This window comes from Polaromonas sp. P4_H1 (assembly GCF_056400945.1).
In genome coordinates this window covers 15,775-36,483 of record NZ_JBFUKG010000020.1, presented here as the reverse complement: position 1 = coordinate 36,483, position 20,709 = coordinate 15,775, and the positions used below count along the sequence as shown (strand labels likewise).

The window sequence follows — 20,709 nt, the reverse complement described above, 5'->3', positions numbered from 1 at the left end:
CGATTTGTTTGATGGCTGCCGACGTTTGCCAGCAGGCAGCCGGATGCATGGAAGCCCGCGGAGGGCTGCTGATTCCCGGACGCGGGGAAAGTTACTGATTTTAGTCGTGGAGCGGCCGTGATGCGTGTGGCGCGCATCGACACCATTTTTTGCTAATCTTGACCCATGAACCACGTCCAAAGCTTTCCAACCTGTCGCATCACCCTGGCTTTGCAGGGCGGCGGCTCGCACGGTGCCTTCACGTGGGGCGTGCTCGATGCGCTGCTCGAAGACGGGCGCATCGATATCGAGGGGATCAGCGGCACCAGCGCAGGGGCCATGAATGCGGTGGCGCTGGCGCATGGCTTTGCCGGTGCCGAGGGAAAATCCAAAGTGCAGCAGCATGACGCGGCACGCGAAGCGCTGGCCAGCTTCTGGAACGGCATCGTCAGCATGGGCGCGCTGTCGTCGTCGATGTCACAGTCGCTGTCGAAAATGCAGCGCGCTCCGTTTGACATCCTGTTTGGCCACATGGCGATGGGAACGTCTGAGGGGCCGTCCAGGTTATGGACCGATGCCATGACGCGCTACTGGGCCAATACGCTGTCGCCTTACCAGAGCAACCCCTTTGATATCAACCCGCTCAAGACATTTCTGGAGAGCCAGGTCGATTTCGAACGGCTGGCGACCGCCCGTCACCCCGGCACGCCCAAGGTATTTGTGGTGGCCACGCGCGTCAACACCGGCAAGGCCGAGGTGTTTTCAGGCAAGCGCCTGACGGCCAGCGCCGTGATGGCCTCGGCCTGCCTGCCGATGGTGTTCCAGGCGGTGGAGATTGAGGGCGATCATTTCTGGGACGGCGGTTATTCGGGCAATCCCGCGATCCATCCATTGATCTATCACTGCGACAGCCGCGATATCGTGCTGGTGCAGATCAATCCCATCAAGCGCGAGTCACTGCCGACCAACGCGAACGAGATCATGGACCGCATCAACGAAATTACCTTCAATGCCGGGCTGATTGCCGAGATGCGGGCCATTGATTTCGTCAAGCGCCTGTTGGCCGAAGGCAAGCTCGATCCGGGGCACTACAAGAATGTGCTGATGCACCGGGTGGATGGTGGCGAGGCGCTTGAGCGCTTCACGGCCTCTACCAAGTCATCGACCGATGCCGGCCTGATTCACGGCCTGCGCGACCTGGGCATCCGTTGCGGCAAGGAGTGGCTGGAAAAGCACTATCCGGCGCTGGGCGTGAAGGACAGTGTCAACATTGCGCGGGATTATCTTGATGATTTGCGCATGCCGGTAACGAATGCGAATGGGCAGCCGGCGCGCCCGGAACGCCCGGAACGCCCGGAAGCCGTGGAGGCCAGCGAGCGCGGCAAGTCGGCAACCTTACCGCCAGTACCTTCAGCATCAACGGGGGCCGTCAAGGTATCGGCACCAGTACAGGCGCCCGCGCCTGCGCCCGCATCAGCGCCAGCCGCGCGCAAGACCGTGCGTCACAAAATCCGCTCGGTGCTGGACAACTACCTGCACAAGCTCAAAAAGCGCAAGGGCTGAACCGGGTCCGGCCTGTCCGGCGTGTTGCCTGCGCAGGCACGCCCCTGCGGCGCGCTTACGCTTCGCGGCGCAGTGCGGGGAACAAAATCACATCGCGAATGCTGGGGCTGTCGGTCAGCAGCATCATCAGCCGGTCTATGCCCACACCGCAGCCGCCGGTCGGCGGCATGCCGTATTCGAGGGCGCGAATGAAGTCGTGGTCGTAGAACATGGCTTCGTCGTCGCCGCTGTCCTTGGCTGCCACCTGGGCATTGAAGCGGGCCGCCTGTTCCTCTGCATCGTTCAGCTCGGAAAAGCCATTGCCGAATTCGCGGCCGGTGATGTAAAGCTCAAAGCGTTCCGTGACTTCGGGGCGCGCATCATTGGCGCGCGCCAGCGGGGAGATTTCCGTGGGGTGCTCCATGATGAAGGTCGGCTGCCAGAGTTTTTCTTCGACGGTTTCCTCAAAGTACATTACCTGCAAACTCGCGAGTGAGCGCGTGGACAGGTGGTTTTTTTCTTCGGTCAAGCCCAGTTTTTTGAGCGCGTTGGTCAACCATGCCGCGTCGTCAACCTGCGCACCGGCTTCGGTGTGCTTGAGGATGGCTTCGCGAATGGTCAGGCGTTCAAAGGCCGGTTCCAAGTCCACCGGCTTGCCGCCGTAGCTCAGTTGCAGGGAGCCCGTGACCTTTTGGGCCGCATCGCGAATCAGTGCTTCGGTAAACGTCATCAGGTCAGAGTAATTCCACCAGGCCGCGTAGAACTCCATCATGGTGAACTCGGGGTTGTGGCGCACGCTGATGCCTTCGTTGCGGTAGCTGCGGTTGATTTCGAATACACGTTCAAACCCGCCGACGATCAGGCGTTTCAGGTAGAGCTCGGGCGCGATGCGCAGGAACATTTCCTGGTCCAGCGCGTTGTGATGCGTCTTGAAGGGCTTGGCATTGGCGCCGCCCGGAATCGGGTGCAGCATGGGGGTTTCGACTTCGAGGAAGTCGTTGGCCACCATGAATTCGCGAATGCCGCTGACCGCCTTGCTGCGCGCGATGAAGCGCTTGCGGGCGGACTCGTCCATGATCAGGTCCACATAGCGCTGGCGGTATTTGACTTCCTGGTCGGCCATTCCGTGGAATTTGTCAGGCAGGGGGCGCAGGCTTTTGGTGACCAGCCGGACACTGGTGGCATGAATCGACAGCTCGCCGGTCTTGGTTTTGAACAGCGTACCGGTGGCCGCGACGATGTCGCCCAGATCCCAATGCTTGAAGGCGGCATGAACTTCTTCGCCCACACCCTCGTTGTTGATGTAGACCTGGATGCGCCCACCGGACGGACCAAACGAAGCGTCCTGCAGCGTGGCAAAGCTGGCTTTTCCCATCACCCGCTTGAGCATCATGCGGCCGGCAACGCTCACTTTCACCGCCAGGGGTTCCAGCTCTTCCTTGGTCTTGCTGTCGTACTGCGCAAACAGTGCCTCGGCCCGGTGTTCGGGCCGGACGTCGTTCGGGAAGGCTACGCCGGCGCTGCGAAGGCCCTTGAGCTTTTCGCGCCGCTCGACCATCAGCTGGTTGTCGTCTGGCGGGGCGGAAATTGCGCTGTCGGCTGCGGGCAAAGCGGGGTGGATGGACATAGGGGTGGGTGTTCCGGAAAAAGGTCTCGAAAGTGCAGGGCGCTGCACCATTCCAAAATGGCCAGAAAGCGCCCAACCCATGATTTTAAGTTTTTAACCGGCTGTTTTACGGTTTAACGACCGTGATACGGCGGATTTTCCCGGATCGAAGCCCAGGCCACGCAACGCAAGGGAAGGCCAGGCGTTAAGCGGAGATGCCGCTGCGGCCCAGGATGTCGCTCACCAATTCAAGCCTGAGCAGCGGGTTGTCCAGTTCCATCAGGCGTTGTTTGAGCTGGAGCGAGATCGGCAGCAATTCACACCAGCGGTTGGCGACCCAGCCGCAGTCGTCGAGCCTGTAGGGCGGGTACATGGGCATTTGCCCGGCCGGCACGCCGCGCGTCTGCAGGGTCTGGATCAGCTTGCCGAGCGCGTTGGCGGTGTCCTGCAGGTCTTCCGGGATCTTCACGGCGATATCGTCGTCCTGGCGCGTGACATTGGCGATCCACAGACCGTGTTTCATTTTTTCGCTGCTGGAAATCGTAAAACGCTGGGTCCCGGTGCAGCGAATCACCATCAAGCCGGCTTGCGGGACTGAAAATTCGGTGATCGTGGCCAGGGTGCCGACCGTGCTGAAGGCTTCGTGCGCAAAGCCGTCACCGCCGGGCCCGGCATTGTCGGGCCGGCGGACCTCCGAGCCTTCGGTCAGCGAGACCACGCCAAAAGGTGCGCCCGCCTTGTGGCATTTGCCGATCATGTCGAGGTAGCGGACTTCAAAAATCCGCAGGGGCAGCAGGCCGCCGGGGTAGAGCACCGTGCCCAGGGGAAACAGCGGCAGGGAGGTCAGGGTCAAGGTTTCGGACATGGCGTCATGCGTCAAATTACGTTGAATGACATCATCCCACGCCCGCATTTCCCTGCTCCTGGCCGCTGCCAGATGTGCCCAACCCAAAAGGGGGCTATTTCGTGCCCGCGGCAGCGCTTTCGCGAGAGGCGCAGAACAGGCGCGGTGAACGGGGCCGGGTTACAGGGTTCAGCTGACGGCGTCGGCCGGCTGCCTGAGCAGCATGGCCAGCGAGCTCGCCACCGTCTTGCGCAATTCGCGCCGGTCGCAAATAAAGTCGACGGCCCCTTTGGTCTGCAGGAACTCGGCGCGCTGAAAGCCCTCTGGCAGGGTCACGCGCACGGTGGACTCGATGACGCGCGGGCCGGCAAAACCGATCAGCGCCTTGGGCTCGGCAATCACGATATCGCCGACAAAGGCAAAGCCGGCGCTCACGCCGCCCATGGTCGGGTCGGTCAGCACGCTCACGTAAGGCAGGCCTTTTTTGGCCAGGCGGGTCAGCGCCGCATTGGTCTTGGCCATCTGCATCAGACTCAGCAGGCCCTCCTGCATGCGCGCGCCTCCGGTGGCGGTGAAGCAGATGAAGGGCACTTTCTGCTCGATGGCCGCGTGCACGCCGCGCACAAAGCGCTCGCCGACCACGCTGCCCATGCTGCCACCCATGAAATCAAATTCAAAGCACGCAACCACGACGGCAATGCTGTGCACGGCGCCGCCCATCACGATGAGCGCATCGGTTTCACCGGTGTTTTCCAGCGCTTCTTTCAGGCGCTCGGGGTACTTGCGGCTGTCTTTGAACTTGAGCGCATCCACCGGCAGCACTTCCTGGCCCAGCTCATAGCGGCCTTCGGCGTCGAGAAACGCATCCAGCCGGGCACGCGCGCCAATGCGGTGGTGGTGGCTGCATTGCGGGCAGACGTTCTGGTTCTTTTCCAGATCGGTCTTGTACAGCACGGCCTCGCAACTGGGGCATTTGATCCACAGTCCTTCGGGCACGCTGCGGCGCTCGGTCGGATCGGTCGGGCTGATTTTTGGAGGAAGTAGTTTTTCTAACCAAGACATGGTGTCAGTCCTTGTTGGGATGCGTCTGCGCTACGCTGTTTCACTGTCGCTGCGGCTGCAGGCGCGCGAAAAACGCAATTATGCGCCGGGTTTGGCGGGTCAAAAATCAGTCCAGAGCAGTACGGATTTCTTTCAGAAAGTCATGGGCCACGGTCGCAACCTTGTCCCGCGGCTGGTTTTCTATCAGCTGGATGATCTTGCTGCCGATCACGACCGCGTCCGCCACCTTGCCGACGGCTTTGGCGGTGGCTGCGTCGCGAATGCCAAAACCCACGCCCACAGGAACGTTCACGTGCTGGCGGATGCGCGGCAGCATGGCTTCCACGGCGTCCACGTCCAGGGTGCCCGCGCCGGTCACGCCCTTGAGTGAGACGTAATACACATAGCCGCTGGCAACTTCGGCAACCTGCGCCATGCGTGCGGAGGTAGAAGTGGGTGCCAGCAAGAAGATCAGGTCCATGCCGTGCGCGCGCAGCCGGGCAGCAAATTCGACGCATTCCTCGGGCGGATAGTCGACGATCAGCACGCCGTCCACACCCGCTTTTGCGGCATCGCGGATAAAGGCGCTTTCCGTTGCGCTGCCGCCATGCTTGATGTCGTAACGTTCGACGGGGTTGGCATAGCCCATCAGGACCACCGGCGTGGCACCGTCTTTTTGGCGGAAGATGCGTACCATCTCCAGCACCTGAGCCAGGCCGATGCCAAGGGCCAGGGCTTTTTCGCCCGCTTTCTGGATCACCGGGCCGTCGGCGCTCGGGTCCGAGAAGGGCACACCCAGCTCAATCACATCGGCGCCGCCGGCCACCATGCTGTGCATTAACTCGGGGGTGATGTCGGCAAACGGGAAACCCGCCGTCACATAGGGAATCAGGGCCTTGCGGCCCTGGCTTTTCAGGTTGGCGAACGTGGCGCTGATGCGGCTCATTTCCTGGCCCCCACGCTTGTCGCTTCGTGTGCCTTCGGCGGTGCGCTGCCCCTTTCATCACCAGAAGGGGCTAATTTTCCCAGGGGCGGCCCGTCGGAAAATTCCTTTGACTGTTCGCTGCCCTTGACGGCATGGCCGCGCATCGAAGGCCGGTCATAAAAGTCAGCCCCCGACAAATCGGCCACCGTGCCGATGTCCTTGTCGCCCCGGCCCGAGAGGTTGACCAGAATGCTCTGGTCGCTGCGCATGGTTCTGGCCATTTTCATGGCGCAGGCCACGGCGTGGCTGGATTCCAGCGCAGGAATGATGCCTTCGGTACGGCACAGGTAGTGGAACGCTTCCAGCGCCTCGGCGTCGGTGATGCCGACATATTCGGCCCGGCCGATGTCTTTGAGAAACGCATGCTCCGGGCCCACGCCAGGGTAGTCCAGCCCCGCACTGATGCTGTGCGTTTCGGTAACCTGGCCGTCTTCGTTTTGCAAGACATAGGTACGGTTGCCATGCAGCACACCGGGCAGGCCGCGCTGCAGCGAAGCCGAGTGCTTGCCGCTGTCCATGCCTTCGCCGGCGGCTTCCACGCCGATCAAGCGTGTTGTTTCATAGGGAATGTAAGGATAAAAAATGCCCATGGCATTGCTGCCGCCGCCCACGCAGGCCACCACCGCGTCGGGTTGGGGCTTGCCGATGAATTCGGGCATCTGCGCCAGGCATTCCGTGCCAATCACGCTCTGGAAATCGCGAACCATCATGGGGTAGGGGTGCGGGCCCGCCACGGTGCCGATGATGTAAAAGGTGTTGTCCACATTGGCAACCCAGTCGCGCATCGCTTCATTCAGCGCGTCTTTCAGCGTCTTGCTGCCGCTTTCAACCGGCACCACGGTGGCACCCAGCAGCTTCATGCGGTAGACGTTGGGGCTCTGACGTTTGACGTCTTCGCTGCCCATGTAGACCACGCATTCGAGGCCGTAGCGCGCACAAATGGTGGCGGTGGCCACGCCGTGCTGGCCGGCGCCGGTTTCGGCAATCACACGCGGCTTGCCCATGCGGCGTGCCAGCATGGCCTGGCCGATGGTGTTGTTGATTTTGTGTGCACCGGTGTGGTTGAGGTCTTCGCGTTTGAGGTAAATCTGCGCGCCGCCCTGTTCGCGGCTCATGCGGGCCGCGTGGTAGATGGGGGAAGGGCGGCCCACAAAATGCTTCAGCTCGGAATGGAATTCGGCGAGGAATTCCGGGTCGTTCTGGTATTTGGCGTAGGCGTCTTTCAGCTCATTGACCGCATGGGTCAGAGTCTCGGAAATGAAGCTGCCGCCGTAAATTCCGAAATGCCCGGAAACGTCAGGTTGGTGATAGTCGAACATGGCTAGGAGGGTTTCTTGCAAGTTGTTCGTCGGCCGCGCGAACGGATGCGACAAATTGGTTGATTTTGTCGGCGCTTTTGATTCCTTTGGAAATCTCGACGCCTGAGCTCACATCAACGGCCAGCGTTTTACAGCGCGGCCTGACTTGCAAAATGCCATCGGTCACATTTGCAGGCGTCAATCCACCAGACAAAACGAGGTGAGCGCTGACGCTTGGAGGAAGAAGTGACCAATTGAATGCTTTCCCGCCGCCGCCATAGCCCTCGACATGGGCGTCGAGCAGGATGGCTTGGGCTGTCTTGAAATCTTCGGCATATTTTACGAGATCGAAGCGACCCTGGTTTCCGGCGGGGTCTGCCGCGGCATGTTCGCCCAGCGGGATACGGGCGGCGCGCATGAAGGGCCGGCCCGCCTGCAGGCAGACTTCAGGCGTTTCATCACCATGAAACTGCAGCAAGGCCGAGGGAATATGGGCGCAGGCAGCCATGATTTTTGCAAGTGGTGCGTTGACGAAGAGCAGCACCGGCGTGACGAAGGGCGGCAAGCGGCGGGCCAGTTCGGCGGCTCGTTCCACCGTCACATAACGCGGGCTGGGCTCATACATGACAAAACCGACCGCATCTGCGCCCGCGGCCACAGCCGCATCCACATCTTCTTCCCGCGTCAGGCCGCAGATCTTGATGCGGGTGCGAGTGGGCGGCGGGGTATTTTGCGTGCTCATACCGAGGGGTCTATGGCGCGAAGCGCCGCGCATAGCCTATGAAACCGGCGCTGCACAGCCCAGGAACGCCGCGGAACCGGCTTTGCCGGGCCGCAGGTGTTGCCCCCTTGAGGGGGGAGGCGACCCACACGCAGTGGGGGAGCAACGGGGGGAGCGTCATGGGATCCAATCATAAGCCGCCGTGCGATTTGGCAGGCCATAGTGGTCTTCATAGACAGGCCCCAGGAAATAGAGGCCGTTGGGTGAAAAGGTGGGGGCGGCGGCATCCCGGCTGCGTGCGGCCATCACCTCCAGGAGCCAGCCAGGCTCATGGCTGCCTTGACCTATGGCGACCAGGCAGCCCATGATGTTGCGGATCATGTGATGCAAAAAGGCGTTGGCCTCGAACTCGAAGCGCCAGTACTTTGAACCGGTACCGGCACGCTCCGAAATTTCGATCCGGTTGATGGTTTTGACGGGCGATTTGGCCTGGCATTGCGCTGCCCGAAAGGAGCTGAAGTCATGCTCGCCAACCAGGTGCGTGATGGCCTGCCGCATCGCCGCACCGTCCAGCGGCCGGTAGACCCAGCCGACACGTCCGGCCTCCACGCTGGGTCGCACGGGTGATTCCAGCACCACGTAGGCGTAGCGGCGTGCAATGGCACTGCCTCGGCAATGAAACGCGTCAGGAACTTCGCGTGCCCACTGCACCGCGATGTCGGAAGGCAAAAAGGTGTTGGTGCCGCGGATCCATGACCCCATGTCACGGTGCAGGACGGTGTCAAAGTGCACGACCTGCATCAGCCCGTGAACGCCGGCATCGGTGCGGCCGGCGCACAGGGTACGCACGGGCCGGGCGGCAAATTTGCCCAGTGCCAGCTCCAGCTTGTCCTGTACCGTGTTGCCCGACAGCTGGCTTTGCCAGCCTTCATAGGCGCTGCCGCTGTAACTGATACCGAGCGCAATCCTCACGGGGAAACCTTCTCGGCCAGCGAACGCGAGGCGCTCAGGCCGGCCTGCAATACCACCCCGGGTTCACGCCAGGGCGTTGAGAAACGCCTGCGCTTTGACCTTCAGCGGCCCTTTGGCTTCGGCCAGCACCTCTTCGGCTAGGGACCGCGCGCCGTCCGGATCACCCAGGGAGCGGAATTCCTCGGCCAGCTGGAACTTGGTTTCCAGCGGATCGTTGGACGCGGCTGCCTGGGTGTGAATCGGGCTTTCAGTTGCGGGGCCGTCGTCCAGGTCCAGCGACAGCGAACCGAGGTCAAATTCCAGCATGCCGCTGTCGGAAGCGGCTGGCGCAGGCGCGGCGGCGGCCTTGGTGGCCAGGACCGGCTTCGGGGCAGCTATGGGCTCGGGGGTAAAGTCCAGTCCCGCGGAGGGGAAGTCCATCTCGAGCGCCGGCGCTGCGGCAGGCTTGGATACCGGTGCAGGGGCCGCTATCTCGGGCAGCGAGACAGTGGCACTGCCGAAATCCATGTCAAGGTCGGGCAAGGCGGGAGCTGGCGCGGGGGCGGGCTTCGCTGCCACAGGCGGCTCTGGCGGCCGGGGGGGTGTCGGTCGTACCGGGGGGGTAGGCGAGGCAACGGGGGTGGTCGCCGCGTCTTCTGCATCGCCCAGCGAGAAATCGAGGTCGAGATCGACATCCACCACAGGCGGCGTCACGGGGGCGGCAGGTGCAGGCTGGGCTGCTCTGGCGACCGTGCCGGAAGCAGTATTGAAAGCGGCTGCGCCGCTGCCTTTGCCTCCGGCCATGGGTTGTCCGCCAGGCTGGTACATCGGGTTGCCCGGATCCAGTTCACGGCCCATTTCGCTGATATACGCCCAGTCCGGGCCATTGCCCTGCGTCAGGTTGAAGGCCTCGACCGCCACGGTCTCAAAGGCCTTGGTGTCGCGGCGCTTGGCATAGATTTCCATCAGTTTGGCATGGATGGCCACGCGCGTCGGGCTGGTGCGCAGGGCTTCCTTGAGGATTTCCTCAGCCTGCAAGTCTCGTCCGTAGGCCAGGTAAACATCGGCCTCGGCCACTGGATCCACATCGCCGGCCGCATCGAGCTGGCTGGGCGAGTACACGAGGGACGATCCCGTGGCGTTGCCCTCGTTGGTATCGATGCGCTGGCCACCGCTGGCGCCAAAGAAGGAGTCGGGTTGCAGGCGGCTTTCCAGGAAGGAGCTGTCAACCTGGGCGGGGTTGCCGCGCTGGCGGTAGCGGTAAAAACCGAAGCCGGCCAGCAGGGCCAGCAGGCCGCCGGCCAGCGGCAGGGTCAGCGGGTTCTCCAGCAAACCGTCCACCAGGCTGGGTTCCGGGGGTGGAGGAGCGACCACCACGGGCTTCTTGGGGGGGACGACTGCAGCCACTGGGGGCATTGCACCGGCTGCAGAGGCCGGGGTGATAGCTGCCGCTGCGGTGTTTGTGGTGCTGTCCGCGGCATTGGCCGCTGCGGCAGCACTGGCAGCGGGGACGGCCGGGACCGCGGTGGCTGCAGAGGCTGGAGCCGCTGGTGTGGATACGGGGCTGCCGGCGGTGCCAGGTTGGGCTGAATTGGCCGCCACAGCCGCAGGGGGCACAGGTGCAGGTGCGGGTGCCGCAAGGCCCGACGGCGCGGGCAAGGCAACGCCGGGCGCCTTGGCGGCGCTGGCGGCTGCCACCGGAGCGGGGGTAACGCCCAGCTTGTTGAGATCGCTGATGTTTTTGGACAGCTCCGCCACGCGGGTGGAGGCGTCCTGGGCTTGCCTGTCTTTGGCTATCTTGTCTTCGGTTGCTGCTTTGCCCTGAACCGCACCTTTGGACAGCGTCAGCTTGTCGGGGGTGGTGGTTGCCGGTGTGCGATCCTCCACCTTGGCCTGAACTTTTCCGCCGGCCTGCCTGTCGGCATCGGCTACCTGGGCGGTTGGCACGCCTTCGGCGAGTTTGCGCCGGAAGCTGTTGAAATCCCTGCTTTGGGCAACGATGGTTTGCGTGGCTTCGCGCGGTGAAATCGCGCTGGCTGTTTCCGCGCTGGGCATTTCCAGCACGGCGCCGGATTTGAGCCGGTTGATGTTGCCGCCGATGAATGCGTTCGGATTGCTCCTGAGCATGGCCACGAGCATCTGGTCCAGCGATACGCTGGCGGGTTTGTTCTCGGCAGCGATCTTCCCGGCGGTATCTCCGGCCTTGACCGTCAGCTGTTTGTCGCCCACGGGGGCTTTGTCAGCCGGCGCGGCTTTGGCTGCGGGTGGGGCTGGCGGTGTGGCTGGAGGGGAAGTCGTTCCCCGGGCTGGCGCTGCGGTACTCGGTGCGACCGGCCGTGACAACTGGGGTGCGGTTGGCGTGACAGCCGTGCCCGCGGACCGCAGGTTGGGCGGGTCAAACAGCATGGTGTAGTCGCGGGTGATCCGTCCGGAGGCCCAGCTGGCCTCAAGGATGAGGTCGACAAACGGCTCGTTCACGGGTCGGCTGCTGGTCAGGCGCAAATAAGCCCGGCCATCGGCGCGGCGCTGCAGGTTGATCTGCAGGCCAGACAGCGCGGTGGTGTATTCAAGCCCTGCTGCCTTGAAGGTGTCGGCAGACGCGACACCCGCCTTCAGGCTGGAGGCCTCGTCTGCAGTGATGTCCGCGATGTCGATTTCTGCGCGAAGGGGTTCCCCCAGCGCCGATTGAACCGTTATTCGGCCCAACGCCAGGGCATGTGCTTCCAGACTTGCCAGGCTACCCAGCAATGCAATAGCGCTCGCCAGAGCACCAATACGCCAACGACCACGATGATTCATGGGTTTTTGATCCTCGATTGCTGGGGTTGCATGTAACTTTATTCTGCTTAGGCGCACAAAAACCTCAATGCGAATTTTCGAAAAACAACCATAACATCAAGGCATTAGGCTGACAAGCTAAGACACCACTTAAGTTTTGACACGGCGAGTTAGCATCAACTTACAAGTTTCAGATGTTGTCTGACGACAACGACCTGTGACAAGTGGTTACGGACGGACGGGATGCCTCCCGGCCGCCCGTCCGTGCCTGCGTTCAAGCCTGCAGCAGGATGCGCAGCATGCGGCGCAACGGCTCGGCAGCCCCCCAGAGCAGCTGGTCGCCGACGGTGAAGGCGCCCAAATAGTCCGGGCCCATGGTCAGCTTGCGCAGACGCCCCACAGGGATCTGCATGGTGCCGGTCACGGCCACCGGTGTCAGGTCCTTGATGGAGGCTTCGCGCGTGTTGGGCACGACCTTGACCCAGTCGTTGTCGGCGGCGATCAGGGCTTCGATGTCGGCCAGCGGCACGTCTTTCTTGAGCTTGAAGGTCAGCGCCTGGCTGTGGCAGCGCATGGCGCCAATGCGCACGCAGAAGCCGTCGACCGGCGTTTCGGCCGTGCCAAAGGCCGCGCCTTGGCCCAGGATCTTGTTGGTCTCGGCGCCGCCCTTCCATTCTTCCTTGCTCATGCCGTCGCCCAGGTCTTTGTCGATCCAGGGGATGAGCGAGCCGCCCAGCGGGACGCCGAAGTTGGCGGTTTCGCCGCCACTCAGCGACTGCTGTTTGGCTAGCACGCGGCGGTCGATTTCAAGGATGGCGGATTTCGGGTCGTCCAGGAGCGCCTTGACGTCGCTGTTGAGCGTGCCGAACTGCGTCAGCAACTCGCGCATGTGCTGCGCGCCGCCGCCGGAAGCGGCCTGGTAGGTCATGCTGGTCATCCACTCGACCAGGCCCGCCTTGTACAGTGCGCCCACGCCCATCAGCATGCAGCTGACCGTGCAATTGCCGCCGACCCAGTTGTTGCCGCCCTTGGCCATGGCATTTTTGATGACGGGCAGGTTGACCGGATCCAGGATGATCACGGCGTCATCGTTCATGCGCAGGGTGGAGGCCGCATCGATCCAGTGACCCTTCCAGCCGGCGGCGCGCAGCTTGGGAAATACTTCGGAGGTGTAGTCGCCGCCTTGTGCGGTGATGATGACGTCGCACTTCTTGAGCGCCTCGATGTCAAAAGCATTCTTGAGCGTGGTTTCGTTCTTTGCCTGGGCCGGGGCTTTGCCGCCGGCATTGGAGGTGGAGAAGAAAACCGGCTCGATCAGGTCGAAGTCGCCTTCGGCCTGCATGCGGTCGATCAGCACCGAGCCGACCATGCCGCGCCAGCCAACGAGTCCTGTGAGATTGCCTTTGAGTTTCATGGAATTGCCCTTCAAAAAGTACGAAAAACAGGCTTTTTGACCCGGCTCATCGAGCCGGCGGGCACGACGAACCGGGCTTGTCAGCCTTTAATGGTGGTCGTTTTGGTGATCTGGGCAAAAACCGGCGCAGCGCTGAGCGCGCGCGAGGCGGCAGTGCAGCGGATGGGTGCGGGGTTTTTACACATGGTGCTGATTGTAGCCAAGCTTGGGCTTCGCGCGGCTGACGGCTGGCTCAAACCCCCGGCAACGCGGTGGTTTGAGCCGGTTTGCGGCAAAAAAACGTCAGCCGAGCGCCTTCACGACTGCATCGCCCATTTGCACGGTACCGACCCTGGTCGTGCCTTCGCTGTAAATGTCGGGTGTGCGCAGCCCCTGGCTGAGCACCGCATCCACGGCTTTTTCAATGCGCGCGGCGGCTTCGGGCTGGTTCAGGCTGAAGCGCAGCATCATCGCGGCGCTCAAAATGGTGGCCAGTGGGTTGGCCACACCCTTGCCCGCGATGTCGGGTGCGCTGCCGTGGCTGGGCTCGTACAGGCCCTGGTTTTTGTCATTCAGGCTGGCCGAAGGCAGCATGCCGATGCTGCCGGTCAGCATGGCGGCGGCGTCCGACAGAATGTCACCAAACATGTTGCCCGTGACCACCACGTCAAATTTCTTGGGTGCCTTGACCAGCTGCATGGCGGCGTTGTCCACGTACATGTGGTCCAGCGCCACGTCGGGGTACTGCAGCCCGATTTCCGTCACGACGTCTTTCCAGAGCTGGAAGGTCTCGAGCACATTGGCCTTGTCGACGCTGGTGACGCGCTTGCCACGCTTGCGCGCCGCCTGGAAGGCCACATGGGCGATGCGTTCGATCTCGGGGCGCGAGTAGCGCATGGTGTCAAAGGCTTCCTCGGCACCAGGAAAGTGCCCGTCGGTGGCCACACGGCGGCCGCGCGGCTGGCCGAAGTAGATGTCGCCGGTCAACTCGCGGATGATCAGGATGTCCAGGCCGGCGACCAGTTCGGGTTTGAGGCTGGAGGCGTGTGTCAGCTGCTCATAGCAGATGGCCGGCCGGAAATTGGCAAACAGGCCCAGGTTTTTGCGCAGGCCCAAAATCGCCTGCTCGGGACGCAGCGGACGGTCCAGCTTGTCGTATTTCCAGTCACCGACCGCGCCAAACAGCACGGCGTCGGCGTCCTTGGCGAGCTTCAGGGTGGCTTCGGGCAGGGGGTGGCCATGGGCCTCGTAGGCGGCGCCGCCCACCAGCGCGGTTTCGGTTTCAAGCTTCAGGTCCAGAACGCTCAGGACCTTGACCGCTTCCGCGACGATTTCGGTACCAATGCCGTCACCCGGGAGAATTGCGATTTTCATGGTTGCTATCTTTTTTGTATGGCCGCTCATGCCCATATTGATGGGGCAAAAGCATGATTTGACTGAAAAATACCGGCTGATCAACCCGGGATGGTGTGGTTGAGCCAGGGCTTCTTCGCGAGGCGCTCGGCTTCAAATGCCTTGATCTTGTCGCTCTGGCGCAAGGTCAGGCCGATGTCGTCCAGACCGTTGAGCAGGCAGTATTTGCGGAAAGCCTGCACATCGAAAGGCAGCTCTTCGCCTTGGGGCTTGACGATCACTTGCCGTTCCAGGTCCACCGTGAGCTGGTAGCCCGGGAACGCGAACGCCTCGTCGAACAGCTGGGACACCTGCGCCTCGGGCAGCACGATGGGCAGCAAGCCGTTCTTGAAGCTGTTGTTGAAGAAGATGTCGGCATAGCTCGGCGCGATGATGGCGCGAAAGCCGTACTGGTCGAGCGCCCACGGCGCATGCTCGCGGGAGGAACCGCAGCCGAAGTTCTTGCGCGCGAGCAGGATGGAGGCGCCGGCGTAGCGCGGCTGGTTCAGCACGAAGTCCGGGTTGGGCTTGCGGCTGGCCGGGTCCTGCCCGGGAAAGCCGGCGTCCAGGTAGCGCCACGCGTCAAACAGGTTGGGGCCAAAGCCGGTCTTGCGGATGGATTTGAGGAATTGCTTGGGGATGATGGCGTCGGTGTCGACGTTCTCGCGGTCCATCGGTGCCACGAGGCCCTTGTGTACGGTGAATTTTTGCATGTGTGACTCGGTTCAGACAAATTTACGCACGTCGACAAAATGGCCATGCACGGCCGCCGCCGCCGCCATGGCCGGGCTGACCAGATGGGTGCGGCCACCCGCACCCTGTCGGCCTTCAAAGTTGCGGTTGCTGGTGGAGGCGCAGCGTTCGCCGGGCTCCAGCCGGTCGGCATTCATGGCCAGGCACATGGAGCAGCCGGGTTCGCGCCACTCAAAGCCAGCGGCCACAAAAATCTTGTCCAGGCCTTCACGCTCAGCCTGTTCCTTCACGAGGCCGGAGCCCGGCACCACCATGGCCAGCTTGACGTTCTTGGCGACCTTCTGGCCCAGTTTCTTGACGATCGCGGCGGCTTCGCGCATGTCTTCAATGCGGCTGTTGGTGCAGGAGCCGATGAACACCTTGTCGACGTAGAGGTCGTTCAGCGCCTTGCCCGGTTGCAGGCCCATGTAAGTCAGCGCTCGCTCGATGGCGCCACGTTTGTTGGCGTCTTTTTCCTTGTCGGGGTCCGGCACACGGTCTTCAATCGACAGTACCATTTCAGGGGACGTGCCCCAGGTCACTTGCGGCAGGATCTGGCTCGCGTCGAGTTCGACCACGGCGTCAAATTTCGCGTCGGCATCCGAGTGCAGCGTGGCCCAGTACTGCACGGCCTGGTCCCACTCGACACCGGTGGGCGCCAGCAGGCGGCCCTTCACGTAGTCAATGGTTTTCTGGTCAACCGCCACCAGGCCGGCGCGGGCACCGCCTTCAATCGCCATGTTGCAGACCGTCATGCGGCCTTCCATGCTGAGCGCGCGAATCGCCGAGCCGGCAAATTCAATGGTGTAGCCGGTACCGCCTGCGGTGCCGATCTTGCCGATGATGGCCAGCACGATGTCCTTGGCGGTGCAGCCCTTGGGCAGCGTGCCTTCGACCTTGATCAGCATGTTTTTGGCCTTTTTGGCCAGCAGGGTTTGCGTGGCCATCACGTGCTCGACCTCGCTGGTGCCGATGCCGTGCGCCAGCGCGCCGAATGCGCCGTGGGTGGAGGTGTGCGAGTCGCCGCAGACCACCGTCATGCCGGGCAGGGTGGCGCCGCTTTCGGGGCCGATGACGTGCACGATGCCCTGGCGTTTGGACAGGAAGGGAAAGAAGGCCGCCGCGCCGAATTCCTTGATATTGGCGTCCAGCGTGGTGATCTGTTCCTTGCTGACCAGATCGGTGATGCCGTCGTAGCCCAGCTCCCAGCCGGTGGTGGGCGTGTTGTGGTCGGCCGTCGCCACAATGGAGCTGATGCGCCAGACCTTGCGGCCGGCTTCGCGCAGTCCTTCAAAGGCCTGCGGGCTGGTGACTTCATGCACCAGGTGGCGATCAATATAAAGAATGGACGTGCCGTCTTCTTCGGTGTGAACAACGTGCTCGTCCCAGATTTTGTCGTAGAGGGTGCGTCCCATGGTTTTCCTTCGTGGTTTTCAATTTTAGGCGGGTGAACGGGCACCCGCCATTGTGGTTTTTGCAGGCGTTTTGTCGGGCTTCGCGGCAGGCGCGGGCTGGGTCAGGTGCTCGACCAGCAGGCGGGCGGTCAGGGGCAGGGTGGAAAAATCCCGCGCCACGAGCTGGATCTGGCGCGCTGCCCAGTCATCCGTGAGGGCGATGGATTCAAGTTCCCCCACGTCATGCATGAGCTCGAATGCGCGCTGCGGCATCACGCCCACGCCCAGGCCGTTGTGGATCATGCGGCACATGGCGTCCAGGCCCGTGACATGGATGCGCAGCTTGATGGTGCGGCCCAGTGCCGTAGCGGCCTGCCGCATCGCCAGGTAAATCGAGCTGTTGGAGTGCAGGCCCACGTGGTCGAACTCCAGGCTGTCTTCAAAAGCGATGGCGTCCCGCGCGCCCAGCACATGCCCGCGCGGCACGATCAGCACCAGCTGGTCGTGCCGGTACGGCAGTGTCTGCAGGCCGCCTACCCCATCGGCGGTGTTGCAGATGCCCAGGTCCGCAGCGCCTTCCTGCACGGCGCGCACGACTTCGGTACTCAGGTGTTCTTCGAGGTCAATCTTGATTTCGGAATGGCGGCGGATGAAGGCGCCCAGGTCTTCGGGTAAAAACTGCACGATCGCCGAAATGCTGGCGTGTACCCGCACATGGCCGCGCACGCCAGCGGCGTACTCGCTGAGCTCGCCCTGCATTTTTTCCAGGCTGAAAAGCACGGACCGCGCATGGTGCAACAGGCTTTGCCCGGCGGGTGTCAGGTCCACGCCGCGGGTGTGGCGGTACAGCAGCGGCGTGTCCAGCGCAGCCTCCAGGTCACTGAGGCGCTTGCTGACGGCCGAGGCCGCAATGAATTCGCGTTCTGCCGCCTTGCCGATACTGCCGAGCTCGCACACCGCGACAAATAATTGCAGCGAAGTGAGGTCAATGCGGCGGGCAAAGTTGCGTTCCGAGCTTTTCATGAGGGTTAAAGTCATCGCGGTTCACGATGTACCCCTGTATTTTGAGCCAATATCCATCATCTCGTCATCGCGGTATGCGATGGGTGGCGTGCCGGTGGACTGGGACCCTGGCAATGCGGGGTTGGGTCGCTATAGAAAATAGCGACCGGTTTCGGTCCGATCAGTCAATGATGTTGTCAGGGGCCAGGACCCGGACCCGGTGGTCCACGTTGTAGCCGCCAAATTCGGTATAGCGCAGCAGGTGGCGGTCGCACCGGGCGCAATGCCAGACATCGCAGCGGTTGTACGGGAAAAACCGTACGGCAATCAGGGCATTGGGCGATTCGTAGCGGGTGCCTTGGGGGTGCCGCTCTTCCAGGGTGGGCTCGTCAAGCGCAGGGTCGCGCAGCGTCGCGACCTGGGTCATCTGCTGCACCTCCCAGCGGTATTCGGCCAGGCTTTCCCAGCCGGCGCAGGCCCCCAGTGCACAGGTGCAGGCCCGGGGGGCGGCTACCCCGGCAAGGGCCTGGCGCAGTTCGGTGGCGGTCTGGATGGGGGCCATGGGTGTGTGTGGGAAATGGCAGTAAAGATTCAAAAACACAAAAGCCCGCCAATGTTGCCATCGGGCGGGCTCTGTCGAAACGTTTGGGTCAGGTACCCCGGCCGTTAACGCTGGGCCATGGGCTTGACGTCACGCGGGGTTGAGCCGGTGAAGAGCTGGCGTGGACGGCCGATCTTGTACTCGGGGTCACCAATCATCTCGTTGAGCTGGGCGATCCAGCCCACGGTGCGGGCCAGCGCGAAGATCGCGGTGAACAGCGGCACGGGAATGCCGATGGCGCGCTGCACGATGCCGGAGTAGAAATCCACGTTGGGGTAGAGCTTGCGGGACACGAAGTAGTCGTCTTCCAGCGCGATTTTTTCCAGGGCCATTGCCAGCTTGAACAGCGGGTCGTTTTCCAGGCCCATCTCGTGCAGCACTTCCTTGCAGGTTTCTTGCATCAGCTTGGCGCGCGGATCGTAGTTTTTGTAAACGCGGTGACCGAAGCCCATCAGCTTGACGCCGGAGTTCTTGTCCTTGACCTGCTTGATGAAGTCGCCGATTTTCTCGATGCCGCCATTTTTCTGGATGTCGCCGAGCATGTTCAGTGCAGCTTCGTTGGCGCCGCCGTGGGCCGGGCCCCACAGGCAGGCCACACCGGCCGCAATGGCGGCAAACGGGTTGGTGCCCGACGAGCCGCACAGGCGAACCGTGGAGGTCGAGGCGTTCTGCTCATGGTCTGCATGCAGGATGAAGATGCGGTCGAGTGCGCGTTCCAGCACCGGGCTGACCTTGTACTCTTCGCAGGGGGTGGCAAACATCATGTGCAGGAAGTTGCCGGCGTAGCTCAGGTTGTTCTTCGGGTACATGTAGGGCTGGCCCACGGTGTACTTGTAGGCCATGGCGACCAGCGTCGGCATCTTGGCGATCAGCCGGATCGCGGCAATTTCGCGGTGCTCGGGGTTGGTGATGTCGGTGCTGTCGTGATAGAAGGCCGACAGCGCGCCGACCAGGCCGGTCATGATGGCCATCGGGTGCGCGTCACGGCGGAAGCCGCGCAGGAAGAACTGCATCTGCTCGTTGACCATGGTGTGGTTGGTCACGCGGCTGACGAAATCCTTTTTCTGGCCAGCGTTGGGCAACTCGCCGTACAGCAGCAGGTGGCAGGTTTCGAGGTAGTCGCAATTGGTGGCGAGCTGCTCGATGGGGTAGCCGCGGTACAGCAGCTCGCCCTTGTCGCCGTCGATGTAGGTGATCGCCGACTGGCAGGAGGCCGTTGACAGGAAACCGGGGTCGTAGGTGAACATGCCTGTCTGGGCATACAGCTTGCGAATGTCCACAACGTCCGGGCCCACATTGCCGTGGTAAACGGGCAAATCGACGCTGGGGCTGCCGTTGCTGAAGGACAGGGTGGCTTTGTTGTCAGCTAGCTTCATTTCTCGCTTCTTTCGTATCAAATCACATGGAAACAGCCACGCGGCCGGCCGCTGCGGTGCGCAGCAAATTTAAAACCTCAAGCGCTTCCGAAGTAGAGGCGCTTGCCAACGCATCAGCATCGGGAAGCTGGTCAGGTTCCCGACGTTTTAACAGCAGGTCCAGCAAATCGTTGTCGGACAAGTCCATTAAATCATTCAAGCCTTTTGCCTGCCTGACGCTGAGCGTCGCTTCGTGGCGGGAAAAGAACTTTTCGATCAGCAGGTCGTTTTCCAGCAGGCCCCGGCGGCAGCGCCACTTGAGCTTGCTCAGGGCGCGCTCATCGAGCAAAACGTCAGGGGCTTCCATGCCAATCATGCCAAATAATTGATCAGACTGCGCGCAGGACCATCATTTCCTTGATCTTGCCAATGGCTCGGGTCGGATTCAGGCCCTTGGGGCAGACATCGACGCAGTTCATGATGGTGTGGCAGCGGAACAGCCGGTACGGGTCTTCCAGGTTGTCGAGCCGCTCGGCCGTGGCTTCATCGCGGCTGTCGGCAATGAAACGGTAAGCCTGCAGCAGGCCGGCGGGGCCGACAAACTTGTCGGGATTCCACCAGAAGCTGGGGCAGGAGGTGGAACAACTGGCGCACAGGATGCACTCGTAGAGGCCGTTGAGCTCGTCGCGCTCCTCGGGGCTTTGCAGGCGCTCTTTTTCGGGCGGTACGTTATCGTTGATCAGGTAGGGCTTGATCGAGTTGTACTGCTTGAAGAACTGCGTCATGTCGACAATCAGGTCGCGCACCACGGGCAGGCCGGGCAGCGGCTTCAGGACAATCGTGCCGGGCAGCGTGCGCATGTTGGTCAGGCAGGCCAGGCCGTTCTTGCCGTTGATGTTCATCGCGTCGGAGCCGCAAACGCCTTCGCGGCAGGAGCGGCGAAAGCTGATGCTCGGATCCTGCGCCTTGAGCTTCATCAGGGCGTCCAGCAACATGCGCTCGCTGCCGTCGAGCTCCACCTCGATGGTCTGCATGTAGGGCTTGGCGTCGGTGTCCGGGTCGTAGCGGTAGATCTGGAAGGTACGTTTTGACATG

The 20,709-nt window shown here is 62.4% G+C and carries 18 protein-coding genes; 1 reads left to right on the top strand and 17 read right to left on the bottom strand.

The genetic code is table 11. From position 1 onward, the window contains the following. Positions 1 to 165: 165 nt before the first annotated feature. Positions 166 to 1,542 (top strand): patatin-like phospholipase family protein, encoded by a 1,377-nt coding sequence (locus AC1DS5_RS21450; protein ID WP_477720279.1) that lies wholly within the window; start codon positions 166 to 168, stop codon positions 1,540 to 1,542. A 55-nt stretch (positions 1,543 to 1,597) separates the two neighbouring features. On the opposite strand, the gene lysS is transcribed toward AC1DS5_RS21450, so the two are convergent. The 17 genes from lysS to AC1DS5_RS21365 all read right to left on the bottom strand — a co-directional run bounded on the left by lysS (position 1,598) and on the right by AC1DS5_RS21365 (position 20,708). Next, positions 1,598 to 3,148, bottom strand: a complete 1,551-nt coding sequence (gene lysS, locus AC1DS5_RS21445; protein ID WP_477720278.1) for a lysine--tRNA ligase — start codon at positions 3,146 to 3,148, stop codon at positions 1,598 to 1,600. Between the two features lie 184 nt (positions 3,149 to 3,332). Further along, a complete protein-coding gene (locus AC1DS5_RS21440; protein ID WP_477720277.1) occupies positions 3,333 to 3,992 on the bottom strand; it encodes an LON peptidase substrate-binding domain-containing protein in 660 nt (219 codons plus the stop codon). A gap of 168 nt (positions 3,993 to 4,160) precedes the next feature. Then, on the bottom strand, positions 4,161 to 5,033 hold the full coding sequence (accD, locus tag AC1DS5_RS21435; protein WP_477720276.1) for an acetyl-CoA carboxylase, carboxyltransferase subunit beta: 873 nt from the start codon (positions 5,031 to 5,033) through the stop codon (positions 4,161 to 4,163). A 106-nt stretch (positions 5,034 to 5,139) separates the two neighbouring features. Next, on the bottom strand, positions 5,140 to 5,958 hold the full coding sequence (trpA, locus tag AC1DS5_RS21430) for a tryptophan synthase subunit alpha (RefSeq protein WP_477720275.1): 819 nt from the start codon (positions 5,956 to 5,958) through the stop codon (positions 5,140 to 5,142). After that, complete coding sequence (gene trpB, locus AC1DS5_RS21425; RefSeq protein WP_477720274.1) at positions 5,955 to 7,316, bottom strand: tryptophan synthase subunit beta; 1,362 nt, start codon at positions 7,314 to 7,316, stop codon at positions 5,955 to 5,957. Before trpB ends, trpA begins: the two co-directional genes overlap by 4 nt. Next, positions 7,294 to 8,037 carry a phosphoribosylanthranilate isomerase gene (locus tag AC1DS5_RS21420; protein WP_477720273.1) on the bottom strand — a complete coding sequence of 248 codons (744 nt, stop codon included), beginning with the start codon at positions 8,035 to 8,037 and terminating at the stop codon, positions 7,294 to 7,296. The genes trpB and AC1DS5_RS21420 overlap by 23 nt, the downstream gene beginning before the upstream one ends. A 156-nt stretch (positions 8,038 to 8,193) precedes the next feature. After that, positions 8,194 to 8,988 (bottom strand): tRNA pseudouridine(38-40) synthase TruA, encoded by a 795-nt coding sequence (truA, locus tag AC1DS5_RS21415; protein WP_477720272.1) that lies wholly within the window; start codon positions 8,986 to 8,988, stop codon positions 8,194 to 8,196. 63 nt (positions 8,989 to 9,051) lie between these two features. Next, positions 9,052 to 11,766 (bottom strand): FimV/HubP family polar landmark protein, encoded by a 2,715-nt coding sequence (locus tag AC1DS5_RS21410; RefSeq protein ID WP_477720271.1) that lies wholly within the window; start codon positions 11,764 to 11,766, stop codon positions 9,052 to 9,054. Positions 11,767 to 12,019: 253 nt separating this feature from the next. Beyond that, entirely contained in the window at positions 12,020 to 13,159 is a 1,140-nt protein-coding gene (gene asd / locus AC1DS5_RS21405) for an aspartate-semialdehyde dehydrogenase (protein ID WP_477720270.1), read from the bottom strand. A 282-nt stretch (positions 13,160 to 13,441) separates the two neighbouring features. Further along, positions 13,442 to 14,512, bottom strand: a complete 1,071-nt coding sequence (gene leuB, locus AC1DS5_RS21400) for a 3-isopropylmalate dehydrogenase (RefSeq protein WP_477720269.1) — start codon at positions 14,510 to 14,512, stop codon at positions 13,442 to 13,444. 80 nt (positions 14,513 to 14,592) lie between these two features. Then, positions 14,593 to 15,243, bottom strand: a complete 651-nt coding sequence (leuD, locus tag AC1DS5_RS21395) for a 3-isopropylmalate dehydratase small subunit (RefSeq protein ID WP_477720268.1) — start codon at positions 15,241 to 15,243, stop codon at positions 14,593 to 14,595. A gap of 12 nt (positions 15,244 to 15,255) precedes the next feature. Next, complete coding sequence (leuC, locus tag AC1DS5_RS21390) at positions 15,256 to 16,677, bottom strand: 3-isopropylmalate dehydratase large subunit (RefSeq protein WP_477720267.1); 1,422 nt, start codon at positions 16,675 to 16,677, stop codon at positions 15,256 to 15,258. Positions 16,678 to 16,701: 24 nt separating this feature from the next. After that, positions 16,702 to 17,679 carry a LysR family transcriptional regulator gene (locus AC1DS5_RS21385; protein ID WP_477720266.1) on the bottom strand — a complete coding sequence of 326 codons (978 nt, stop codon included), beginning with the start codon at positions 17,677 to 17,679 and terminating at the stop codon, positions 16,702 to 16,704. 160 nt (positions 17,680 to 17,839) lie between these two features. Beyond that, complete coding sequence (locus AC1DS5_RS21380; protein ID WP_477720265.1) at positions 17,840 to 18,220, bottom strand: hypothetical protein; 381 nt, start codon at positions 18,218 to 18,220, stop codon at positions 17,840 to 17,842. Between the two features lie 104 nt (positions 18,221 to 18,324). Further along, positions 18,325 to 19,635 (bottom strand): citrate synthase, encoded by a 1,311-nt coding sequence (gene gltA, locus AC1DS5_RS21375; protein ID WP_477720264.1) that lies wholly within the window; start codon positions 19,633 to 19,635, stop codon positions 18,325 to 18,327. A gap of 22 nt (positions 19,636 to 19,657) precedes the next feature. Next, the gene (locus tag AC1DS5_RS21370) at positions 19,658 to 19,981 is read right to left on the bottom strand and encodes an FAD assembly factor SdhE (protein WP_477720334.1); all 324 of its coding nucleotides are present in this window, start codon (positions 19,979 to 19,981) and stop codon (positions 19,658 to 19,660) included. A 22-nt stretch (positions 19,982 to 20,003) separates the two neighbouring features. After that, the gene (locus AC1DS5_RS21365; RefSeq protein WP_011484502.1) at positions 20,004 to 20,708 is read right to left on the bottom strand and encodes a succinate dehydrogenase iron-sulfur subunit; all 705 of its coding nucleotides are present in this window, start codon (positions 20,706 to 20,708) and stop codon (positions 20,004 to 20,006) included. Between the last annotated feature and the right edge of the window lies 1 nt (position 20,709).